A 20,825-nucleotide genomic window follows, 5' to 3' on the forward strand; every position below is an offset into this window, starting at 1 on the left:
CTGCGTAGACCGCAGTCTCGGCCTTCACCGGCGGTGCCCCGATCGCGTGCTGCGCTGTCCGATCTCGAGCATGAGTGCGGCCTGGAGGTCGTCGAGGGGGTTGCCGGCGTCATCGGTCGTGTGCCGGGTCCAGACGCCCTCGCCGTCGAGGTGCCACGAGCTCGTGCGCTCGTTCATCGCCCGGTCGAAGATGGCGGAGACCTCGCTGACGTGCGCGGGTTCGGTCAGCCGGACGAGGGCCTCGACGCGGCGGTCGAGGTTGCGGTGCATCATGTCGGCCGAGCCGATGTGGATCTGCGTGTCGCCGTCGTTCACGAACGAGAAGATGCGCGAGTGCTCCAGGTACCGGCCGAGGATCGAGCGGACCGTGATGTTCTCGCTGAGCCCAGGCAACCCGGGGCGCAGGCTGCAGATGCCGCGAACCCAGACCTCGACCTTCACTCCGGCGTTCGAGGCGCGGTAGAGCGCGTCGATGATGGCCTCGTCGACCATGGAGTTGACCTTGATGCGGATGCCGGCGGGCTTGCCCTGCTCGGCGTTGCGCACCTCGGCGGCGATGAGTTTGAGCAGTCCCTTGCGCAGGTGCAGCGGGGCCACGAGGAGTCGCTTGAACTTCTTCTCGATCGCGTAGCCCGAGAGCTCGTTGAAGAGCCGCGTGAGGTCCTTGCCGACCTGGTCGTCGGCCGTCAGCAGGCCGAGGTCCTCGTAGATGCGACTGGTCTTCGGGTTGTAGTTGCCGGTGCCGATGTGGCTGTAGTGGCGCAGCGTGCCCTTCTCCTGGCGGATCACGAGCGCGAGCTTGCAGTGCGTCTTCAGTCCGACGAGCCCGTAGACCACGTGCACGCCGGCCTTCTCGAGCTTGCGCGCCCAGGTGATGTTCGCCTGCTCGTCGAAGCGCGCCTTGATCTCGACGAGGGCGAGCACCTGCTTGCCGGACTCGGCGGCGTCGATGAGCGCCTCGACGATGGGGCTGTCGCCAGAGGTGCGGTAGAGCGTCTGCTTGATGGCCAGCACGTCGGGGTCGGCGGCCGCCTGCTCGAGGAAGGCCTGCACGCTCGTCGCGAACGACTCGTACGGGTGGTGGAGCAGCACGTCTTGGCGGGAGACCGCCTTGAAGATGTCGGCCCGCAGGTTCGTGTCGGACGGCTGCAGCTGCGACGCCGTGACGGGCACGTGGGTCGGGTAGTGCAGTTCGGGTCGGTCGAGCTTGAAGAGCACGAAGAGTCCGCCGAGATCGAGCGGGGCCGGAAGCCGGAAGACCTCCTGATCGGTCACGTCGAGCTCGCGCACGAGCAGGCCGAGGGTGACCTCGTCCATGTCGTCGGTCACCTCGAGCCGGATCGGCGGGCCGAATCGCCTGCGGAGCAGCTCCTTCTCGAGCGCCTTGATGAGGTTCTCGGTCTCGTCCTCCTCGATCTCGACGTCTTCGTTGCGCGTGACGCGGAAGACGTGGTGCGCGAGGATCTCCATGCCGGGGAACAGGTCGCCCAGGTGGTTGGCGATGAGGTCTTCGAGGGCGATGTACCGTGCGTCTTCGATCGGTTCCGTCGGGTCGACGCGCACGAAGCGGGGGAGCATCTGCGGAACCTTGACGCGCGCGAACTCCTGTCGGCCGGTGCGGCTGTTGCGTACGCGCACCGACAGGTTGAGCGAGAGCCCGGAGATGTAGGGGAACGGATGCGCTGGGTCGACGGCCAGCGGCATGAGCACGGGGAAGATCTGCGAGGAGAAGTACCCGTGCAGGTGGTTTCGGGCGTCGTCGCCGAGCGCCTCCCAGGTGACGATGCGGATGCCCGCGTCGGCGAGCGCCGGCTTCACGAGGTCCTGATAGACGAGCGCGTGGCGCTCCTGCAGTTCGTGCGCCTGCTGCGAGATGTCGCTCAGCACGTCGAGCGGCGCGCGGCCGACGTTCGTGGGCACGGCCAGCCCCGTGAGGATGCGGCGCTTGAGGCCGGCGACGCGCACCATGAAGAACTCGTCGAGGTTCGACGCGAAGATCGCGAGGAAGTTCGCGCGCTCGAGCACCGGGACGTTCGGGTCCTCGGCGAGCTCGAGCACGCGCTTGTTGAACGCGAGCCAGCTGAGCTCGCGATCGAGGTACCGCTCGGCCGGCAGCTCGGGGGCGCCCTCGATGTCGAACGGTTCGAAGTCGTCGTCGAAATCGCTCAGCGTCGAGCCGTCGTCGAGAGTGCTGTCCACGGTCATCCTGACATCATGCCATTCGCGCTGTTTCGGCCGGTGAACGGGGCGTCAACGGGTCGTGACGGGGGCGCCCTCGTCGTCTTCGTGCACGTTGAAGCGATACCCGACGTTGCGGACCGTGCCGATGAGGCTGTCGAGGTCGCCGAGCTTGGCGCGCAGGCGCCGCACATGCACGTCGACCGTGCGGGTGCCGCCGAAGTAGTCGTAGCCCCACACCTCGCTGAGCAGCTGCTCGCGCGTGAAGACGCGCGACGGATGCGCGGCGAGGAAGCGGAGCAACTCGAACTCCTTGTAGGTCAGGTCGAGCGTGCGCCCGTGCACCTTCGCCGAATAGCTCGCCTCGTCGATGACGACGCCGGAGGTCTGGATGCGTTCGTTGGGCTGGGTCGCCTGGGCGCGACCGAGTGCCAGGCGGATGCGCGCGTCGACCTCGGCCGGGCCGGCGTGCTCGAGCACCACGTCGTCGATGCCCCAGTCGGGCGTGACCGCCGTGAGGCCGCCCTCGGTGACGATGAGGATGAGCGGTGACGAGAGCCCGGTCGTGCGAAGGATCTGCGACAGCGCCTTCGCCCCGGCGAGGTTCGTGCGGGCGTCGAGGAACACGAGATCCGATTCGGGCGCTCTGACCAACTGCTCAGGCGATGCGGGAATGATCCGCGTTCGGTGAGACAACAGGGACAGCGCCGGGAGAACTTCGTCGTTTGCCGCCGGCGACAGGATCAAGAGCTGCGCCACGTACACCCCTCCAGGAGTAAGTTCGTCAATACTACGGGACAGCACGTGCCGAACGACACGAACGAGGACGACATGCAGACGCAGAACGATACACGCGGTGGAGCCGTCACCGTCGCGGTGGTGTGGGCGCTCGCCGTCGTCGGAGCCGTCATCGTGCTCGCGCTCGCGTTCGGCGGCACCGAAGACTGGTTCGGAGAGCCCGGCCCGCTCGGGGTCTACGACGCGCTCGGCGTCGTGTTCGCGGCATCCGTGCTGGGGGCATTGCTCGCCCAGCTCATGACGCGCCGGCCGAAGGGGTTCGTCGCCCGTGCGAGCGCGAGCGTCGGCGGCGCGGCGCTCGTGCTCGCCGTCGCGGCCGCCGTCGTCGCGCCCACGGCCTTCGCCTGACGCGGGCGGCCCGACCCGCGACCTCTCCCGACCGGATAGACTCGGAGCATGTCGCAGCTGCTCGCCCTCGAACTCCTCTTCATCGGTCTGCTCGGTCTCGCGAGCCTCTCGATCGCGTGGATCAGCGGTGTCGTCGTCTACAAGCTCTTCAAGGGGCAGCGCTGAGCGCATGATCGACCTGCCAGCGGGCCTCCCGGCCGAGCTCGTTCCGCTCTCCTGGCTCCTCGGGGTCTGGGAGGGCTCGGGCGTCATCGACTACGCCGTCGGCGACGAGAAGATCACGCACGAGTTCGGCCAGCGCGTCAGCTTCAGCCATGACGGCCTGCCGCACCTGAACTACACGTCGTACACCTGGCTCTATGCCGAGGCCCCCGACGGCGACCCGCGCCCGCTGGCCACCGAGACCGGGTACTGGCGCATCGCCCGCGAGCTCGGCGACGCCGATCCCGGTCCGGCGATGCTCCCCGGCATCGGTGAACCGCGCTACCGCACGGCCGAAGACGTCGAGGCGCTGCGCAACGGCGACGGCGGGTTCGACCTCGAGGTCTCGCTCGTGCATCCCGGCGGAGTGTCCGAGCTCTACCTCGGTCAGGTCAAGGGCCCCCGCATCGACCTCGCGACCGATGCCGTCATGCGCGGCGCGGGCGCGAAGGAATACGCCGCGGCGACGAGGCTCTACGGGCTCGTCGAGGAGCACCTGCTCTGGGCGTGGGACATCGCCGCGCTCGGGCAGGAGCTGCGCACCCACGCGTCCGCACGCCTCGCGAAGGTGGACTGATGACCGACTCGCCGTTCCTCTCCCTCCCGGGTGCCGTCGCGGCCGATGGCATCGACGAGGGTGTCGCCGGCCACTACGGCAACCCGATCGTCGAGCAGCGTCGCCTCGAACGCGGTGAGGCCATCGTCGACCTCTCGGTGCGCGGCATCGTCACGGTCGCAGGCCCCGATCGCCTGACCTGGCTGCACTCGATGGCCAGCCAGTCATTGGCCCGCCTTCGCCCGGGTGAGAGCGCCGAGGCGCTCTTCCTCGACGCGGCCGGTCACATCGAGCACGTCGTGCATGTCGTCGACGACGGCGAGACCGCCTGGCTCATCTGCGAGCGCGACGATGCCGCGCCGTTGGCGTCGTTCCTCGACCGCATGCGGTTCATGCTCAGGGTCGAGGTCGCCGATCGCTCGGCCGACTTCGCCGTGATCGCGGCGATGTCAGCGAAGGCGCTCGATGCCGCAGCCCCGGCGGCGTCGCCCGCCGGCGTCGCGCTCGACTGGGTGGATCCGTGGTCGACCCGCATCCCCGGAACGCATCGCTACGCGAACGACGCCGGCCACCCGGCATCCGAATGGCACGCCATCGAGCGCATCGTGCCGCGCTCGGCGCTGGCCGATGCCGCGACCGCCGTTCGTGCCGGCAAGGTCGACGTGGCGGGGGCGCTCGCGCTCGAGGCGCTCAGGGTCGCCGCATGGCGGCCGCGGCTCGCGACCGAGGTCGACGAGAAGAGCCTGCCGCATGAGCTCGACTGGCTGCAGAGCGCGGTCGACCTCGGCAAGGGCTGCTACAAGGGCCAGGAGACCGTCGCGAAGGTGCTGAACCTCGGCCGGCCGCCCCGGCGACTCGTGCTGCTGCATCTCGACGGCAGCGACACCGTGCTGCCCGCCCCCGGCGACGAGGTCATCGGCGAGAAGGTCCGCCCCGAGCCGGCCGACGGCGAGGCGCCGGAGCGCAAGGTCGTGGGCCGCATCACGTCGAGCGCCATGCACCACGAACTCGGTCCGGTCGCGCTGGCCGTCGTCAAGCGCGCGGTTCCGGGCGACCTGCCGCTCATCGTCGAGAGCCACGGCGTCGACGTCGCGGCGGCGCAGGTCGAGATCGTGCCGGCCGACGCGCGTGCGGCCGTCGACGTGCCGCGCCTGCCGCGCCTCGGCGCACGCCCCTGAGCAGTTCCCTCGCAACCCCCGCCCTTCTCGGGAGTTCTGACCAGAAAGCGCGTTCCGGCCGAGAACCTCCTGAAAAGGGCACGGTTGAGCGCCCAGCTTCCTGAGACCGCAGCGAAAGCGTTCAGGCGGGGGCGACCGCCGACCACGGCACCGTGAGCTCGCCGAGCCGCGCGCGACGCGGGCCGCCGATGACGGGCCAGCCTTCGTGCCGCAGGGTCGCGACCGTGGCGATCCACCGCTGCGACGGCCCGTAGACCGCCATCGGCGCGTGCACCTGCCAGGCCCGGTCGAGCGCGCCGAGCAACTCGTGCACGCGCTCGCCGGGCACGTTCCGGTGGATGAGCGCCTTCGGCAGCCGCTCGGCGACGATCGACGGGCGCTCGAGGCCCGAACGCCGCAGGCTGATCGTGAAGGTGCGAGGGCCGGATGCCGCGAGCCCGACCCAGCTCGAGACGCGGCCGAGCTCGTCGCAGGTGCCCTCGACCAGCAGTCCGCCCGGCGCGAGGCGGGAGGTCATCATCGCCCAGGCGCCCGGCACGTCGCCCTCGTCGTACTGGCGGAGCACGTTGAACGCGCGGATGACCGCTGGCCGCCGATCGCCGGGCGTCGGCACCTCGAAACCGCCGACCGAGAACGCCACGTCGAGCGCCGGGTCGAAATGGGTCTCGCCGGCCCGGACGCCGGCGAGCTGTTCGTTCGCGGTGCGCACGCGCTCGGGTTCGATCTCGAGCCCGAGCACCCGCACGTCGGGACGCGCGTGGGCCAGTCGCGAGGCGAGCTCGAGCGCCGTCACCCCGCTCGCGCCGTAGCCGAGGTCGACGACGAGCGGATCTGCGGCGTGCAGCAGGGCCGGCTGCACGCAGATCCAGCGATCCACGCGCCGCAGCCGGTTCGTGTTCGTCGTGCCGCGCGTGACCGTGCCGACGCGCTGGCCGGGTCGCAGACGCCGCGGGTGGGGCGAGGCGTCGGCTGGCATGCCCCAAGTCTGCCAGCGCGGCCGGGGCGAGGCGTCCGCTCTCCCGGCCCCGCCGGCCCGGTGCGTCACCGATCGACGCGCGGCCAAGGCGGAGGATGCCTCACGGCTAGGCTGGAGGCATGCCTCACACCCTCGTGCTGCTTCGCCACGGCAACAGCGAATGGAACCAGAAGAACCTGTTCACCGGTTGGGTCGACGTGCGACTCAGCGAACTCGGACGCACCGAGGCGGCCCGCGCGGGCGAGCTGCTCGCCGAGTCCGGCCTCCTGCCCGACGTGCTGCACACCTCGGTGCTCACCCGTGCGATCCAGACCGCGAACATCGCGCTCGACGTCGCCGACCGCGCGTGGATCGACGTGCGCCGCACGTGGCGCCTCAACGAGCGCCACTACGGTGCCCTGCAGGGCCTCGACAAGGCCGAGACGCTCGAGAAGTACGGGCCGGAGCAGTTCCAGCTCTGGCGCCGCTCGTTCGACGTGCCCCCGCCCGTGCTGGCCGACGACGCCGAGTACTCGCAGGTCGGCGACCCGCGCTACGCCGGCCTCGACGACGCCGAGCTGCCCCGCACCGAATGCCTGAAAGACGTCATCGAGCGCATGCTGCCGTACTGGCACGAGGGCATCGTGCCCGACCTCGCCGCGGGCAAGACGGTGCTCGTCACCGCGCACGGCAACTCGCTGCGCGCGCTCGTCAAGCACCTCGACGGCATCAGCGACGACGACATCGCCGAGCTGAACATCCCGACCGGCATCCCGCTGGTCTACGAGCTCGGCGACGACTTCACGCCGCTCGCTCCCGGCCGCTACCTCGACCCCGAGGCCGCCGCCGCCGGTGCCGCCGCGGTCGCCGCGCAGGGCAAGAAGTAGTCGCAGCTCGCACCGAGACGACGACGAAGGGCGGGGGAGTGATCCCCCGCCCTTCGTCATGTCGGCTGCCTCGAGCCGAGCGGATGCCGCGAGCGGATGCCGCGATCCGGCGTCAGACGCCCGCGTTGATGTCGGGGTCCCAGTCGCCCGTCACGAGGTACTGCACCTTCTTGGCGATCGAGACGGCGTGGTCGGCGAAGCGCTCGTGGTACCGGCTCGCGAGGGTCGCGTCGACGGTGTCGGCGGCCTCGCCCTTCCACTTCTCGCCGAGCACGGTGTCGAAGACCGAGAGGTGCAGGTCGTCGACCTTGTCGTCTTCATTGCGGATCTCTTCGGCGAGCTTGACGTCTTCGGTGCGGAGCAGTTCGGCGAGCTTCTGCGCGATCTCGACGTCGAGCGCCCCCATGTCGGCGAAGGTGCCGCGGAGCTTCTTCGGCACGACCTTGTCGGGGAACCGGTAGCGGGCGAGCTGCGCGATGTGGGTCGACATGTCGCCCATGCGCTCGAGCGAGGCGCTGATTCGCAGCGCGCTGACGACGATGCGGAGGTCGCGGGCCACGGGCTGCTGCTTGGCCAGGATGGTGATGGCGAGTTCGTCGAGCGCCACGGTGCCCTGGTCGATGCGGTGGTCCTCGGCGATCACCTCTTCGGCGAGGCTGACGTCGGATTCGTTGAACGCGCGCGTGGCCTTCTCGATCGACGTCGCGACGAGCTCGGCGATCTCGACGAGTCGCTCCTGGACCTCCCGCAGTTCCTGCTGGAACACCTCACGCATGAATGACTCTTCCTTCTCTCGGCGGCGGCGATGCGCGGAGCGCACGCCTGAGCGCCCGGGTTCGCGCCAGGCTCCGACATCGTCGCGTTCCAAGGTGAACGGCAGGTGCCGCAGACCTGAACACTCGTTAACCTACCGCCGAGGCCGGGGGGAAGCGGCGATCGGGCCGTTCGCCGTGTGGTTACGCTACAGACATGGACTCCATCTGGTTGGTGCTCGTCGCGCTGGCCCTCGGCGTGTTCCTCGGCGCCGGCTTCCTCCTGATGCTCTACGTGGCCGAGCGGCGAGGTGCGCGGGCGGCGAAGGTCATCGCACCCAGCATCCCCGACGGGGTCGAGCAGGTGCTCGAGGTGCTGGAGTCGGCGGGCATCGTGCTCGACCCGTCCAACAACGTGCTGAAGGCCTCGCCCGGAGCCCTCGCCCTCGGCCTCGTGCACTCGGGGGCGCTCGCGCATCCCGAACTGCTCGCGCTCGCGGCATCCGTTCGCCGTGACGGCGAGACCGTCGCCGACGAGGTCACGCTGACCCGCGGTCCGTACGGCGAGTCGACGATGCGGCTGCACGTGCTGGTCGCCCGCCTCGGCACGCGGTTCGTGCTGCTGCTGGCCGAGGACCGCACCGAGGCGCACCGCCTCGACGAGGTGCGGCGCGACTTCGTGGCCAACATCAGCCACGAGCTGAAGACGCCCATCGCCTCGGTCAGCCTGCTCGCCGAGGCGATCGAGCAGGCCTCCGACGAGCCCGACCAGGTGCGGCGCTTCGCCGGCCGGCTCTCCACCGAGGCGACGCGACTCGCGCACATCACGAGCGAGGTGATCGAACTCTCGAGGCTGCAGGCGCGCGATGCGCTCCGGCCCGACCGGCTCGTCTCGATCGACGAGGTCGTCGCCGAGGCCGTCGACCAGAACCGCATCGTCGCCGGGGCGAAGCAGGTCGAGGTCGCCGTGCGGGCGAAGGCCGGCGCCGAGGTGTACGGCGACCGTGCGCTGCTCATCGTCGCGGTGCACAACCTCGTCTCGAACGCGATCGCCTACTCCAACGCGGGCGGCCGCGTCGGCGTCGGCGTCAAGGTGCAGGACGGCGCGGTCGAGATCGCGGTGACCGATCAGGGCATCGGCATCGAGGGCGAGGACCTCGACCGCGTGTTCGAGCGGTTCTTCCGGGTCGATCAGGCGCGCTCGCGCAACACCGGCGGCTCGGGGCTCGGCCTCAGCATCGTGAAGCACACCGTGCAGAACCACGGCGGCGACGTGCGCGTTTGGTCCCAGCCCGGGCGCGGGTCGACCTTCATGATCCGCCTGCCGATCGCCGAGGAGGCCCCGGTCGCACCGCCTGCCGACGGCCCGGCCGGCTCCGAGCCCGCCGAGAGTGCGACGGATGCCGCGGCACGACGCACCCCGCATCCGGTGCGGTGACCTCGAAGCAGGCACCGGCGACACACACCTCCCGAACCACAGACTTCCCGAACCACAGACTTCCCGACCCATCACCTGCCGGCGCGGAACGCCGGTCCCCATCCAAGGAGAACCCCGTGACCCGCATCCTGCTCGTCGAAGACGAGATCGCCCTGAGCGACCCGCTGAGCTTCCTGCTCGAACGCGAGGGCTACGAGATCGAGGTGGCCGCCGACGGGCCGGCCGCGATCGCCGCGTTCGACCGGGGCGGGGCGGACCTGATCCTGCTCGACCTGATGCTGCCCGGCCTGCCGGGCACCGAGGTCTGCCGTGAGATCCGCGCACGCTCGAACGTGCCGATCATCATGCTCACGGCGAAGGATTCCGAGATCGACATCGTCGTCGGGCTGGAGCTCGGGGCCGACGACTACGTGACCAAGCCGTACTCGACGCGTGAGCTGCTCGCCCGCATCCGGGCCGTGCTGCGCCGCCGACTCGACGCCGAGGACTTCGACGAGGCCCTGCTCGAGGGCGGCCGGGTGCGCATGGACATCGACCGCCACACGGTCGAGGTCGACGGGGAGCCGGTGCCCATGCCGCTGAAGGAATTCGAGCTGCTCGAGCTGCTGATGCGCAATCCCGGGCGCGTGCTGACCCGCGGTCAGCTCATCGACCGCGTGTGGGGATCGGACTACTTCGGCGACACCAAGACCCTCGATGTGCACATCAAGCGCATCCGCTCGAAGATCGAGCGGCAGCCGTCGGAGCCGGTGCAGCTCGTGACCGTGCGCGGCCTCGGGTACCGCTTCGAGGCGTAGGGGAGGGCGGCCGCGAGCCGCCCTCGGGACTACGGCTCGAGGTCCGGGTAGAGCCGGCTGTCGAGCACCGGGATCTGCTTCTCGACGCCCTCTTCGCCCGCGTAGTGGAAGTAGATGGGCGTGAGGCCGCCGACCTCGGCGTCGAGGCCCTCGAGCAGCACCGGGTCGGTGTCTTCCGAACCGAGCACGACGGTCTCGTGCGCCGGCACCTCGAGCTCGACGGCGTCGATGCCGGTGGGCTCGATCTGCAGCGTCTGGTCGCGGTCGCCGGCGTTGACGACGGTCATCACGAGGTTGCCGTCTTCACCGTCGTCGCTCACGACGAAGATGTTGCGCAGGGCAAGGTCGCCGATGGTGACGGACACGCCGTCGCTCGCGTCGTAGTGCTCCGTGGTCGCCTGGTAGGTGACCATCGAGCAGCCGGTCGCGCCGATGGCGAGACCCAGGGCCAGAACAGCGGATGCCGCGAGACGCGCCTTCACAGAACCTCCAAGTACGGGCGTGCACGCAGCTGTCGAGGCGAGCACGGGAATCGAATCCGAGTGTAGCCTAACGGCGTGACGTGGCCTGGGCGTCAGCGGCGGAACCTTAGCACGAACGCGAATGTGATATCCTGAAAGTTGCCGGAAGGACATACATTCATGCTTTTTGAGGTTGGCGAAACCGTCGTGTATCCGCACCACGGTGCCGCGACGATCATCGAAGTCAAAGACCGCGTCATCAAGGGCGAGACCAAGAAATACCTGAAGCTGAACGTCACGCAGGGTGATCTCGTCATCGAGGTCCCTGCCGAGAATGTCGATCTGGTCGGCGTCCGCGACGTCATCGGCCAGGACGGCCTCGACAAGGTGTTCGAGGTGCTGCGCGCCCCGTTCACCGAGGAGCCGACCAACTGGTCGCGCCGCTACAAGGCGAACCTCGAGAAGCTCGCCTCCGGCGACGTGATCAAGGTCTCCGAAGTGGTCCGCGACCTGTGGCGCCGCGATCAGGACCGCGGCCTGTCCGCGGGCGAGAAGCGCATGCTCGCCAAGGCTCGTCAGATCCTCATCTCCGAGCTCGCGCTCGCAGAGAAGACCGACGAAGAGGCCGCGTCGACCGTGCTCGACGAGGTCCTCGCGTCCTAGTCTCCCGAAGGCACCGCGGTCGACCCCGACCGCGGTGCCTTCGTCGTATCCGAACGATGCCGTAACGAGGTCGCCTCGAGCCGATACGCTCGATCCATGAGCGCGTCGTCGACGGTCGCCGTCATCCTGGTCGCCGCAGGCAGCGGCACCCGCCTCGGCCATGCCGAGCCGAAGGCCCTCGTGCCGCTCGGCGACTCGAGCATCCTCGGGGTCGCGCTCGATGCCGTGCTCGGCATGCGAGAGCCTCCGCATGTCGTCGTCGTCGCCCCCGACCAGCGCGTCGACGAGGTGCGCGATCGATTCGCACCGGTCGCGGCCGCGGCATCCGCCCCCTTCGACGTCGTGCCCGGCGCCGCCTCCAGGCAGCAGTCGGTCGCCGCGGGGCTCGCGGTGCTTCCGCGGTTCGTCGACACCGTGCTCGTGCACGATGCGGCGCGGCCGCTGACCCCTTCGGCGCTCTTCGACGAGGTGCTTGCGGCCGTGCGGGCGCGCGGTCACGGCGTGGTGCCGGGCCTGCCCGTCGTCGACACGATCAAGCGCGTCGAATCCGGCCGGGTGGTCGAGACCGTCGATCGCGCCCAGCTCGCGGCGGTGCAGACGCCGCAGGGCTTCCCGCGGGAGGCCCTCGACGAGGCGTACGCGGGGGTCGCGTCGGTCGCCGAGTTCACCGACGACGCCTCGCTCGCGGCGGCCGTCGGCGTCACGGTCGACCTCGTGCCCGGCGACGCGCGCGCCTTCAAGATCACCGTGCCAGAAGACCTCAGGCGCGCCGAGCGCATCGTCCATGCAGAGGGAGCGGACATGACGCGGGCAGCGCCGACGCAGGCAGCACAGACGGATGCCGCGGGGCCCGCCGGATTCCGCATCGGCACCGGCATCGACGTGCACGCGTTCGACGAGGACCCCGCCACGCCGCTCTGGCTCGCCGGCCTCGAGTGGCCGGGGCAACGCGGGCTCTCGGGGCACTCCGACGGCGACGCGGCTGCGCACGCGATCTGCGACGCGCTGCTCGCCGCCGCGGGTCTCGGCGACGTCGGCGCGATCTTCGGCACGGCCGACCCGCGCTTCGCCGCCGCGCACGGCGAGGTGTTCCTCGCCGAGACGAGGCGCCTGGTCGAGGCATCCGGATTCCGCATCGTCAACGTCAGCGTGCAGGTGGTCGGCAACCGGCCGAAGCTCGCGCCGCGCCGCGCCGAGGCCGAGGCGCTGCTCTCCGGCGTGCTCGGCGCACCGGTGTCGGTCGCGGCCACCACGACCGACGGGCTCGGGTTCACCGGTCGGGGCGAGGGCGTGCAGGCCATCGCGACCGCCATGCTCTCGGCATCCTGACCCGGGCATCGCCGCCGAGTCGCCTCCGGCGCCGCCGCACAGCGGATGCGCGGGCGCGCGCCGGTAGGCTTGCGAGGTGACCGTGCGACTCTACGACTCGAAGGCTCAGGCCCTGCGTGACTTCGTGCCCCTCCGCGAGGGGCACGTGGGCATGTACGTCTGCGGTCCGACGGTGCAGTCCAGCCCGCACATCGGGCACCTGCGCAGTGCGCTCGTCTACGACATCCTGCGCCGCTGGTTCTCGTACCGCGGGTACGAGGTCGCGTTCGTGCGCAACGTCACCGACATCGACGACAAGATCCTCGACGCCGCCCACGGCGACGAGCAGGGCGGCGGCGAGCAGTGGTGGGCGCTCGCCTATCGCGTCGAACTCGAGTTCCAGGCCGCGTACGCATCGCTCGGCATCGCCCCGCCGACCTACGAGCCGCGGGCGACCGCGAGCGTGCAGCAGATGCAGCAGCTGATCGCACGCCTCATCGACGCCGGACACGCCTACGCCGCGCCGGATGCCTCGGGCGACGTCTACTTCGACACCGCGAGCTGGCCCGCCTACGGCGAACTGACCCGCCAGGCGCGCGACAACATGGAGGCCGCCGCCGACGCGGATCCCCGTGGCAAGCGCGACCCCAGGGACTTCGCCCTCTGGAAGGGCCGCAAGGCCGACGAGCCCGAGTCGGCGTCCTGGGCGTCGCCGTGGGGCGACGGCCGCCCCGGATGGCACATCGAATGCTCGGCCATGGCCACCAGGTACCTCGGCGCCGAGTTCGACATCCACGGCGGCGGGCTCGACCTGCGCTTCCCGCACCACGAGAACGAGCTCGCCCAGTCGACGGCGGCCGGCGACGGCTACGCGCGCTACTGGGTGCACAACGGCCTCGTGAACATCGGCGGGCAGAAGATGTCGAAGTCGCTCGGCAACTCCGTCTACGCCGGTCAGTTGCTCGAACTCGCCTCACCGCTCGCCGTGCGCTACCTGCTCGGGCAGGCCCATTACCGCTCCACGCTCGACTACGCACCGACCTCGCTGGCCGAGGCCGAGGCCGCGGTCGACCGCATCCGCACGTTCCTCGACCGTGTCGAGCGTCGGCTCGCCGACACGAGGTACGCCGGCGTCGGCGCGCCCGTCATCCCCGACGCGTTCGGCGCGGCCATGGACGACGACCTCGGCGTGCCGCAGGCGCTCGCCGTGCTGCACGACAGCGTTCGCGCCGGCAACCAGGCGCTGGACTCCGACGAACTCCACGACGCGGCGGTCCTGCACGGGCAGGTCTCCGCCATGGTCGGGGTGCTCGGCATCGACCCGCGCGACGCGAAGTGGGCGGCAGACGCCGGCCCCGCGGCATCCGCCCTCGAGATGCTCGTCGACCGACTCATCGAAGACCGCCACGCGGCGCGCGCAGCCAAGGACTTCGCCGCCGCCGACCGAATCCGCGCCGAACTCTCGGCCGCGGGCATCACCATCGAAGACAGCCAGACCGGCACGCATTGGAGCTTGGAATCATGAAGGGCAGCAGCAAGCCGCGCGCCGGAGCCGTGCGCAAATCGAAGGCGAAGCAGGTCGGATCCGGAGGCCAGGGGCGCCAGGCGCTCGAGGGCAAGGGACCGACGCCGAAGGCCGAGGATCGCGCCTGGCACCCGGCCGGCAAGCGCAAGGCCGCTCAGGATCGGTACGCCGCATCCGGCGGCAAGGGCGGCAAGCCCGGGGGCAAGTCGAGCGGCAAGGTCGCCGGGCAGGCGTCGCGCGCCGGCGCACCCCGTGGCGCCTCGGGTGCCGCGCGGCGCTCGAAGTCGGGCGACGAGTCCGAGATCGTGACGGGCCGCAACTCCGTCGTCGAGGCGCTGCGCACGCGCATCCCCGCGACGACCCTGTACGTCGCCTCGCGCATCGAGATGGACGACCGCGTGAAGGAGGCGATGAAGATCGCCACCAACCGCGGCATCCCGATCCTCGAGGTCATGCGGCCCGAGCTCGACCGGCTCGCCGGCGAGGGCGGCGTGCACCAGGGCCTCGCGCTCAAGGTTCCGCCGTACGAGTACGCGCACCCGATCGAGCTGCTCGACGAGGTCATCGCGAGCGACGAGACGCCGCTCTTCGTCGCGCTCGACGGCATCACCGACGCGCGCAACCTCGGTGCGATCATCCGCTCGACGGCCGCGTTCGGCGGGCAGGGCGTGATCGTGCCGCAGCGTCGTTCGGTGGGCGTCAACGCCGGCGCCTGGAAGACCTCGGCGGGCGCCGCCGCCCGCGTGCCGGTCGCCATGGCCCCGAACCTCACGCAGACGCTCAAGGCGCTGAAGGAGCGCGGCGTGTTCGTGCTCGGGCTCGACGGCGACGGCGACGTCTCGCTGCCGGGGCTCTCGTGGGCCGACCGGCCGATCGTCATCGTCGTCGGCAGCGAGGGCAAGGGGCTCTCCCGGCTCGTCGCCGAGACCTGCGACGCCATCGTCTCGATCCCGATCAACGCGGCCACCGAGTCGCTGAACGCCGGCATCGCGGCATCCGTCACGCTCTACGAGATCTCGAAGCTCCGCGCCGAGAAGTAGTCCGCCCGTCGACCTCTGCCCGCCCGAGGGTGCCGGCAGAATTCAGGAACATGTCGTGGCTATGCCACGGCGGCGCGCGCGAGGGCCGCGTGATCCCAGGGCAGCATCGCGGCGCGCTCCTGAATTCTGAAGCACGTGGAAGCTCGTGGCAGCCCGAGCTCGGGGCGGGGCCCTCAGACCTTCGCGCGCCAGTCGTTCTCGTCGTCGGGGTCGATGACCGCGATCGCGGCCGTGTCGAGCGGCACGACGTCGATGGACGTCGTGATCGCGCCGGTCTGCGGCCCGATGACGGTCGCCTCGTCGCGGCGATGGCGCAGCACCGTGTTGATGTAGGAGCCGACGGCCTCGGCGAGCGGGATGTCGCGCCCGGCCTGCTGGGCGAGGAACCAGCGGTGGTCGAGCAACTGGTGGAAGACCTCTGCCGGCTCGAGCTTGCCGCGCAGCTCGACCGGGATGGCGCGCACGACCGGCTCGAACACGCGCACGAGCCACTCGTGGGCGACCATCTCCTCATCGAGGGCCTCTTTGCCGTAGGAGGCGCGGTAGGAGTCGAGGTCGTTCAGCAGGCGCCTGGCCTGGTTCTCGCCCGCGTCGAGGCCGGTGAGGCGCAGCAGGCGCCGCTGGTGGTGCCCGGCGTCGACGACCTTCGGCTGGATGCGCACGGTCGTGCCGGCGTCGGAGGTTCGGATCGCCAGTTCTTCGATGTCGAACCCGAGGTCGTTCAGCCGGCTGACGCGCTCGTTGATGCGCCAGCGTTCGGCCGACGAGAAGGACTCGGAACCCGTGAGCTCGCTCCAGAGGCTGCGGTACGCCTCGACGATGCCGTTCGAGATGCGCACCGGGTCGAGCTCGTCGGCGACCTTGCCGCCCGCCTCGAGGTCGAGCAGCTCGCCGGCGATGTTGACGCGGGCGATCTCGAGGTCGTTCTCGCGCTGGCCGTTGGAGAGGCCGCCCTCGTAGAGCTTGCCGGTCTCGGCGTCGACGAGGTACGCCGCGAAGGCGCCGGCGTCGCGGCGGAACAGCGTGTTCGAGAGCGACACGTCGCCCCAGAAGAAGCCGACGATGTGCAGGCGCACGAGCAGCACCGCCAGGGCGTCGACGAGCCGCGTCGCGGTGTCGGGCCGGAGCGTCTGCGAGAAGAGCGCGCGGTAGGGGAGCGAGAAGCGCAGGTGCCGGGTGACGAGCACGGGCTTCAGCGGCTCGGCCTCGTCGTCGGTGCGGTTCGTGATCACGGCCACGGGCTCGACGCACGGGATCTCGAGCTTCGCCAGCGTGCGCAGCATCTCGTACTCGCCGCGCGCCATCTCGGCAGTGGTCTCCTTGATCGCCACGACGTGGCCCGCGAGGTGCGCGAAGCGCACGAGGTGCCGCGAGATGCCCTTCGGCAGGGTCGCGATGTTCTCGTTGGGCCAGGCCTCGAGCGGAAGGTGCCACGGGAGGTCGAGCAGTGCCGGATCGGTCATCGCCGACGTGATCGAAAGTGAGCCGCTCATCGTGCTTCAGCGTAGCCGTGGCCGGGCCGAGCCGACGAACTCCGCGGTGGTTCGGGCGCGAAGGGCGAGCGGATGCCGCGACGAGCCGCCCTGGAAACGGACGACGCCGGCCGGGCCTGAGCCCGACCGGCGTCGATCGTGGATGGTGCGAGGCGTCAGCTGACGACGGCCTTGTTGCCCAGGCGCAGGCCCGACTCGATGTCGAACAGGTGCACGTGGTTCGGGGTCGCCGTGAGGTAGACGCGGTCACCGGCGTTGGGGTGGCTGCGGCCGTCGACGCGGGCGACGATGTCGGTGCGCTTGCCCTCGACCGTGGAGTGGCCGTAGAGGTAGCCGTCGGCGCCGAGCTCCTCGACGAGGTCGACGTCGACCGCGAGGCCCTCGCCCTCGATCGCGGAGACCGTGATGTCTTCGGGGCGCACGCCGATCGTTGCGCTCGTGGCGGTGCTCTCGGCGAGCACGTCGCGGTCGACCGGGACCGTGGCGGTGCCGAAGAGCACGCCGTTCTCGACGAGGTCGGCGTGGAACAGGTTCATGGCGGGGGAGCCGATGAAGCCGGCGACGAAGACGTTCTGCGGCTTCTCGTAGAGGTCGCGCGGGGTGCCGACCTGCTGCAGCAGGCCGTCCTTCAGCACGGCGATGCGGTCGCCCATGGTGAGCGCCTCGGTCTGGTCGTGCGTGACGTAGACCGTGGTGACGCCGAGGCGGCGCTGGAGCGACGCGATCTGGGTGCGGGTCTGCACGCGGAGCTTGGCGTCGAGGTTCGACAGCGGCTCGTCCATGAGGAACACCTGGGGCTGGCGCACGATGGCGCGGCCCATGGCGACGCGCTGGCGCTGGCCGCCCGAGAGCGCCTTCGGCTTGCGGCTCAGGTAGGGCTCGAGGTCGAGGAGCTTCGCCGCCTCGAGCACGCGGGCTGCGCGCTCGTCCTTGCCGACGCCGGCGATCTTGAGCGCGAAGCCCATGTTCTCGGCGACCGTCATGTGGGGGTAGAGCGCGTAGTTCTGGAAGACCATCGCGATGTCGCGGTCCTTCGGCGGCACGTCGGTGACGTTGCGGTCGCCGATGAAGATGTTGCCGTCGTTGACCTCTTCGAGGCCGGCGAGCATGCGGAGGGACGTGGACTTGCCGCAGCCGGAGGGGCCGACGAGCACGAGGAACTCGCCGTCTGCGACATCGAGGTCGAGCTGGTCGACGGCCGGGCGGGTGCCGCCGGGGTAGAGGCGGGTGGCCTTGTCGAACGTGACTGACGCCATGGTTGTTCTTCTCCTTCACCGGCAGGTACGTGCCGGACGATCCGTAGTGATGGACTCGCGTCGACGGTGACGCATCCCTCAGTATCTCATGCGTCCGCGCGCACTCCGACCATGCGGCATCCGCCCGATGTCGTCTGGGAACCGGCCCGGAGCGCAGTGCACGCCGGCCGAGAGCCGTCTGTGCCGCCCGTGTGGCGGATTCACAGCCATCGTTCCTACTATCGTGGGTGCGTTCGCAGTACGCGCGCGCCCACACAGCGACCGGAGTGACCATCGATGACCAACGGCGGATCCAATCAGCCACGCGCCACCCGTAACGAACGCCGGGAGGCGGCCCGTGAGAAGGCCCGCATCCTGCGCGAGGAGCAGAAGAAGCGCGAGAAGCGCAACAAGTTCCTGATCCAGGGTGGCGTCATCGTCGCCGTCCTGGTCGTCGCGGGCCTCATCGGATTCCTCATCTACAACGGCATCAAGCCGGCCGGTCCCGGCCCCGCGAACATGGCGAGCGACGGCATCCTCCTGGTGGCCGGCGACGACGGCGCGATCACGGCCGTCGAGACCCCCGCGCTCGCGGCGGGCGAGGAGCCCACGCCGACCGTGCCCGACGACAGCGGCACGGTCGCGAACATCGTCACGTACATCGACTACCTGTGCCCCTACTGCGGCGACTTCGAGACGACGAACTCCGAGGCGATGCGCACGATGGTCGAGTCAGGGGCCGCGACGCTCGAGGTCCACCCGATCGCGCTCCTCACGAACCAGTCGGCCGGAACCCAGTACTCGCTGCGTGCGGCGAATGCGGCTGCGTGCGTCGCCGACCTCTCGCCCGACGCGTTCTTCGACTTCAACGAGCTGCTCTTCCAGAACCAGCCCGAAGAGGGCTCGACCGGACTCGCGAACTCCGACCTGAAGAAGCTCGCGACCGATGCCGGCGCGGCCTCGTCGGTCGGCGCGTGCATCGACGACACCCGGTTCAAGTCGTGGGTGCAGGATTCCACGACCCGTGCGCTCACGCAGCCGATCCCGAACTCCGACCTGCCCGCCGTCAAGGGAACGCCCACGGTGCTCGTGAACGGCCAGCAGTACAGCGGCTCGCTCACCGACGCGCAGGAGTTCCAGTCGTTCGTGGTGCAGGCCACGAGCGCCACGTTCAACGAGTCCGAGTCGACCCCGACTCCGTCGCCCGAGCCGACCCCGGCCGAGTAGACGGCACCGTCCGTGCGGTGGCCTCCCGAACCGGCGGGCCACCGCACGACCGGTAGCATTGCCCGGGGGTCCGCCCCTCGCCGGCTTGGCGCAATTGGTAGCGCACCGCTCTTGTAAAGCGGGGGTTGCGAGTTCGAGTCTCGCAGCCGGCACTTGAGCGACGACCTCACGCCCCCCACCGCACCGCGGGCCGCGTCGACCGAACCCGAGCATCCGGTCGAACCCGGGCACCGGCATGCCCACGTGGAGCCACGGCTCATGCCGGGCTGGATCGCGATCGTCCTGGCGGTGTTCGCGGGCGCCTGCACCGCAGGGCAGTCCCGTATCAACGGGCAGCTCGCGGCCCGCCTCGACGATGCGTACACGACCGCGGCGATCTCGTTCGGCAGCGGCCTGGCGATCCTTCTCGTGGTGCTCGTGTTCTGGCGGCCGGGCCGAACCGGGTTCGCGAGGGTCGTCGGCGAGCTCCGCGCCGGACGCGTCTCGTGGTGGATGCTCCTCGGCGGCGTCGCCGGCGCCTGGTTCGTGGTCACGCAGGGGCTCTCGGCCGGCGTCATCGGCGTGGCCCTCTTCACGGTGTCGATCGTGGCCGGGCAGACCGTCGGCGGCGTCGTCTTCGACCTCGTCGGGCTCGGGCCGGCCGGGCGTCGGCCGCTCACCGCCCCGCGGGCGATCGGCGCCGTCATCGCCCTCGGCGCGGTGATCTGGACCGTGTCCTCCGAGGTCGCCGGCGATGCGCCGGTGCTGCTCATCCTGCTGCCGTTCACCGCCGGCCTCGGCTCGGCGTGGCAGCAGGCCGTCAACGGCCGGGTCCGGGCTGCGGCGTCGAGCGCGCTGACCTCGACCGTCGTGAACTTCGCGGTGGGCACGACCCTGCTGGTCGCCGTCATGCTCGTGCACGCGGCATCCGCGGGCTGGCCGACTTCGCTGCCGACCGAGCCCTGGCTGTACGCGGGCGGCGCGATCGGCTGCATCTTCATCGCGGTGCAGGCCGTGGTCGTGCGCGTCATCGGCGTGCTCGTGCTCGCGCTCGGCGGCGTCGCAGGCCAGCTCACGGCGGCGCTCGCGCTCGACCTCTTCTGGCCGATCGGCGATGCGACGGTAGATCTGGCGACCGTCGCCGGAACCGTGCTGGCGCTCGTCGCGGTCGTCGTCGCGAGCGTGCGGTGGTCGAGAAGCCGGCACGTCGTCGATCCCGCCGCCGCGCCGGACGCGCCCGTGGTCAGTCCAGGGTCGTGAACCTCGCCGCGACGTCGCTCGGCCGACGGCTTTCGGAGCGCCGGCGATCGGGCCTGCCGCCCACGTAGAGCCAGCCGAGCAGTTGCTCATGTGCGTCGAGGCCGTGCATCGCCTCGACGGCCGGATGCCGCGTGTGCGGCCCCGTGCGCCACATGACGCCCCATCCCGCCTCGTCGAGCAGCAGCTCGAGCAGGTGGGCGACGCCTGCGGCCGTGGCATCCTGCTCCCACTCGGGGACCTTCTCATGATCGGGCGTGTGCACGGCCACGACGGCGAGCAGCACCGGTGCACGCAGGGGCTTGCCCGCGAGCTTCTCGGCCGCGCGGTCGGCCGGCGGGATGCCCGCCGCATCGACGAGCGCGGCTCCGAGCCGCTCGCGCGCCGCCCCGCGGAGCGCGATGACGCGCCACGGCCGCAGCGATGCGTGGTCGGCGACGTGCCCGGCCGCCTCGAGCAGCTCGAGGATCTCCGCGTCGGTCGGCGTGGCGTCGGTCACCTTCGAGACCGAGCGCCGCGCGCCCACCGCGGCCAGGACCGGCCGCATCT

General features: G+C 70.6%; 20 protein-coding genes and 1 tRNA gene. 13 read left to right on the top strand and 8 right to left on the bottom strand.

Features of this window, described 5'->3' with window-relative positions:
- Nucleotides 1–24: 24 nt before the first annotated feature.
- Nucleotides 25–2,205 (bottom strand): RNA degradosome polyphosphate kinase, encoded by a 2,181-nt coding sequence (locus tag AC3IPY_RS06110; RefSeq protein ID WP_489187382.1) that lies wholly within the window; start codon nucleotides 2,203–2,205, stop codon nucleotides 25–27.
- 45 nt (nucleotides 2,206–2,250) lie between these two features.
- The gene (locus AC3IPY_RS06115; protein WP_489187383.1) at nucleotides 2,251–2,937 is read right to left on the bottom strand and encodes a response regulator transcription factor; all 687 of its coding nucleotides are present in this window, start codon (nucleotides 2,935–2,937) and stop codon (nucleotides 2,251–2,253) included.
- Nucleotides 2,938–3,009: 72 nt separating this feature from the next.
- Here AC3IPY_RS06115 and AC3IPY_RS06120 point away from each other — a divergent pair, with 72 nt between their 5' ends.
- From AC3IPY_RS06120 to ygfZ, 3 genes are all read left to right on the top strand, one after another.
- Nucleotides 3,010–3,324 (top strand): hypothetical protein, encoded by a 315-nt coding sequence (locus tag AC3IPY_RS06120; protein ID WP_489187385.1) that lies wholly within the window; start codon nucleotides 3,010–3,012, stop codon nucleotides 3,322–3,324.
- A gap of 169 nt (nucleotides 3,325–3,493) precedes the next feature.
- Entirely contained in the window at nucleotides 3,494–4,102 is a 609-nt protein-coding gene (locus AC3IPY_RS06125; protein ID WP_489187387.1) for a nitrobindin family protein, read from the top strand.
- Nucleotides 4,102–5,259 carry a CAF17-like 4Fe-4S cluster assembly/insertion protein YgfZ gene (gene ygfZ / locus AC3IPY_RS06130; RefSeq protein ID WP_489187388.1) on the top strand — a complete coding sequence of 386 codons (1,158 nt, stop codon included), beginning with the start codon at nucleotides 4,102–4,104 and terminating at the stop codon, nucleotides 5,257–5,259. The genes AC3IPY_RS06125 and ygfZ overlap by 1 nt, the downstream gene beginning before the upstream one ends.
- Nucleotides 5,260–5,380: 121 nt before the next feature.
- Here the strand turns inward: ygfZ and AC3IPY_RS06135 are convergent, their stop codons facing one another.
- Nucleotides 5,381–6,235, bottom strand: coding sequence for a class I SAM-dependent methyltransferase (locus tag AC3IPY_RS06135; protein ID WP_489187389.1), 855 nt, complete (start codon nucleotides 6,233–6,235; stop codon nucleotides 5,381–5,383).
- Nucleotides 6,236–6,354: 119 nt separating this feature from the next.
- Here AC3IPY_RS06135 and AC3IPY_RS06140 point away from each other — a divergent pair, with 119 nt between their 5' ends.
- On the top strand, nucleotides 6,355–7,101 hold the full coding sequence (locus AC3IPY_RS06140) for a phosphoglyceromutase (RefSeq protein WP_489187391.1): 747 nt from the start codon (nucleotides 6,355–6,357) through the stop codon (nucleotides 7,099–7,101).
- 112 nt (nucleotides 7,102–7,213) lie between these two features.
- On the opposite strand, the gene phoU is transcribed toward AC3IPY_RS06140, so the two are convergent.
- Nucleotides 7,214–7,876, bottom strand: a complete 663-nt coding sequence (gene phoU, locus AC3IPY_RS06145; RefSeq protein ID WP_489187393.1) for a phosphate signaling complex protein PhoU — start codon at nucleotides 7,874–7,876, stop codon at nucleotides 7,214–7,216.
- A gap of 194 nt (nucleotides 7,877–8,070) precedes the next feature.
- On the opposite strand from phoU, the gene AC3IPY_RS06150 reads away from it, so the two are divergent.
- Together AC3IPY_RS06150 and AC3IPY_RS06155 are read left to right on the top strand one after the other, a co-directional pair.
- A complete protein-coding gene (locus tag AC3IPY_RS06150; RefSeq protein WP_489187395.1) occupies nucleotides 8,071–9,291 on the top strand; it encodes a sensor histidine kinase in 1,221 nt (406 codons plus the stop codon).
- A 116-nt stretch (nucleotides 9,292–9,407) separates the two neighbouring features.
- Nucleotides 9,408–10,088, top strand: coding sequence for a winged helix-turn-helix domain-containing protein (locus tag AC3IPY_RS06155; RefSeq protein ID WP_489187397.1), 681 nt, complete (start codon nucleotides 9,408–9,410; stop codon nucleotides 10,086–10,088).
- 29 nt (nucleotides 10,089–10,117) lie between these two features.
- Here the strand turns inward: AC3IPY_RS06155 and AC3IPY_RS06160 are convergent, their stop codons facing one another.
- Nucleotides 10,118–10,570, bottom strand: a complete 453-nt coding sequence (locus AC3IPY_RS06160; protein ID WP_489187398.1) for a DNA modification methylase — start codon at nucleotides 10,568–10,570, stop codon at nucleotides 10,118–10,120.
- Nucleotides 10,571–10,729: 159 nt separating this feature from the next.
- Between AC3IPY_RS06160 and AC3IPY_RS06165 the strand changes: the two genes are divergently transcribed.
- The 4 genes from AC3IPY_RS06165 (at nucleotide 10,730) to rlmB (ending at nucleotide 15,085) form a co-directional block, all read left to right on the top strand.
- Nucleotides 10,730–11,212 (top strand): CarD family transcriptional regulator, encoded by a 483-nt coding sequence (locus AC3IPY_RS06165; RefSeq protein WP_156997324.1) that lies wholly within the window; start codon nucleotides 10,730–10,732, stop codon nucleotides 11,210–11,212.
- A 96-nt stretch (nucleotides 11,213–11,308) separates the two neighbouring features.
- Nucleotides 11,309–12,541 (top strand): 2-C-methyl-D-erythritol 4-phosphate cytidylyltransferase, encoded by a 1,233-nt coding sequence (gene ispD / locus AC3IPY_RS06170; protein WP_489187400.1) that lies wholly within the window; start codon nucleotides 11,309–11,311, stop codon nucleotides 12,539–12,541.
- Between the two features lie 76 nt (nucleotides 12,542–12,617).
- Nucleotides 12,618–14,045: a cysteine--tRNA ligase gene (cysS, locus tag AC3IPY_RS06175; protein WP_489187402.1), complete on the top strand. Its 1,428-nt coding sequence runs from the start codon at nucleotides 12,618–12,620 to the stop codon at nucleotides 14,043–14,045.
- Complete coding sequence (rlmB, locus tag AC3IPY_RS06180; protein WP_489187404.1) at nucleotides 14,042–15,085, top strand: 23S rRNA (guanosine(2251)-2'-O)-methyltransferase RlmB; 1,044 nt, start codon at nucleotides 14,042–14,044, stop codon at nucleotides 15,083–15,085. The genes cysS and rlmB overlap by 4 nt, the downstream gene beginning before the upstream one ends.
- Nucleotides 15,086–15,258: 173 nt before the next feature.
- Here the strand turns inward: rlmB and AC3IPY_RS06185 are convergent, their stop codons facing one another.
- Together AC3IPY_RS06185 and AC3IPY_RS06190 are read right to left on the bottom strand one after the other, a co-directional pair.
- The gene (locus tag AC3IPY_RS06185) at nucleotides 15,259–16,578 is read right to left on the bottom strand and encodes a DUF4032 domain-containing protein (protein WP_489187406.1); all 1,320 of its coding nucleotides are present in this window, start codon (nucleotides 16,576–16,578) and stop codon (nucleotides 15,259–15,261) included.
- 155 nt (nucleotides 16,579–16,733) lie between these two features.
- Entirely contained in the window at nucleotides 16,734–17,834 is a 1,101-nt protein-coding gene (locus AC3IPY_RS06190; protein ID WP_489187407.1) for an ABC transporter ATP-binding protein, read from the bottom strand.
- A 276-nt stretch (nucleotides 17,835–18,110) separates the two neighbouring features.
- On the opposite strand from AC3IPY_RS06190, the gene AC3IPY_RS06195 reads away from it, so the two are divergent.
- From AC3IPY_RS06195 to AC3IPY_RS06205, 3 genes are all read left to right on the top strand, one after another.
- A complete protein-coding gene (locus tag AC3IPY_RS06195) occupies nucleotides 18,111–19,040 on the top strand; it encodes a DsbA family protein (protein ID WP_489187409.1) in 930 nt (309 codons plus the stop codon).
- 79 nt (nucleotides 19,041–19,119) lie between these two features.
- Nucleotides 19,120–19,192 (top strand) — tRNA-Thr (locus AC3IPY_RS06200).
- Between the two features lies 1 nt (nucleotide 19,193).
- Nucleotides 19,194–20,279 (top strand): DMT family transporter, encoded by a 1,086-nt coding sequence (locus tag AC3IPY_RS06205; RefSeq protein ID WP_489187411.1) that lies wholly within the window; start codon nucleotides 19,194–19,196, stop codon nucleotides 20,277–20,279.
- On the opposite strand, the gene AC3IPY_RS06210 is transcribed toward AC3IPY_RS06205, so the two are convergent.
- A complete protein-coding gene (locus AC3IPY_RS06210) occupies nucleotides 20,263–20,823 on the bottom strand; it encodes a nitroreductase family protein (protein ID WP_489187413.1) in 561 nt (186 codons plus the stop codon). The two genes, AC3IPY_RS06205 and AC3IPY_RS06210, sit on opposite strands and share 17 nt — an antisense overlap.
- Between the last annotated feature and the right edge of the window lie 2 nt (nucleotides 20,824–20,825).

Source organism: Agromyces sp. GL_144, assembly GCF_057834305.1.